The organism is Sphingomonas populi (assembly GCF_004208535.1).
Taxonomy (GTDB): domain Bacteria; phylum Pseudomonadota; class Alphaproteobacteria; order Sphingomonadales; family Sphingomonadaceae; genus Sphingomonas; species Sphingomonas populi.
The window spans coordinates 1-760 of sequence record NZ_SGIS01000166.1; the positions used below are offsets into that span (position 1 = coordinate 1).

The 760-nt window shown below is 56.3% G+C and carries 2 tRNA genes; both read left to right on the plus strand.

What is annotated here, in order from left to right:
- Positions 1-245: 245 nt before the first annotated feature.
- Positions 246-322 (plus strand) — tRNA-Ile (locus EWE75_RS24740).
- A gap of 154 nt (positions 323-476) precedes the next feature.
- Positions 477-552: transfer RNA gene (locus EWE75_RS24745), tRNA-Ala, on the plus strand.
- Positions 553-760: the final 208 nt, after the last annotated feature.

The window sequence follows — 760 nt, forward strand, 5'->3', positions numbered from 1 at the left end:
AGGGGAACCTGCGGCTGGATCACCTCCTTTCTAAGGATATCGGCGGAAAGCGCTTCTGGTTTCGATCAGGAGAAGAGCTTCCTCCATTCCAAAGAACATTTTGCCGCCGTCCTCATGTCCCTTCATCACTAGGTTAGTCCACGAGACAAAATAGCGTAGCTATTTTGCACGTGGACAAGCTCGGCCAGCGCTGCATAGCGCGCCTGAGGGCGCAGCTTTGCTGCGACTGACGGCGCAGCGGGTGCGGGCCGGTAGCTCAGGTGGTTAGAGCGCACGCCTGATAAGCGTGAGGTCGTAAGTTCAACTCTTACTCGGCCCACCACGTATCAAGCAGCGCCGCGGGCAAAGCGGAACCCAGCAAAGTATTACTTTGCTGGAACCCGCAAAGCCCGCGTCGTCGGACGGAGCTTCGCTCCGCCGGCCGTGCTTGACGCTAACGCGAAATAGCGACGCTATTTCGTCGAGCGTCTGCGCATGGGGCCTTAGCTCAGCTGGGAGAGCGGTTGCTTTGCAAGCATCAGGTCATCGGTTCGATCCCGATAGGCTCCACCACGCACCACAACCTAGAGATGAAGACATCAGTTTGCCGCACCCTACGAGGTGTTGGCGATACCGAGAGCGTATGACGCTCTCCTATTTGACATTGTGAATGGGTTCTTAAAATCGATGCCGTGAATACGGCGTTTGGTTTTGGACGAGAGGTTTGGAAGGTTCGCCTTCTGGATCGCAAGGCCAGACCATGCGCTGCTAATATCAGGCT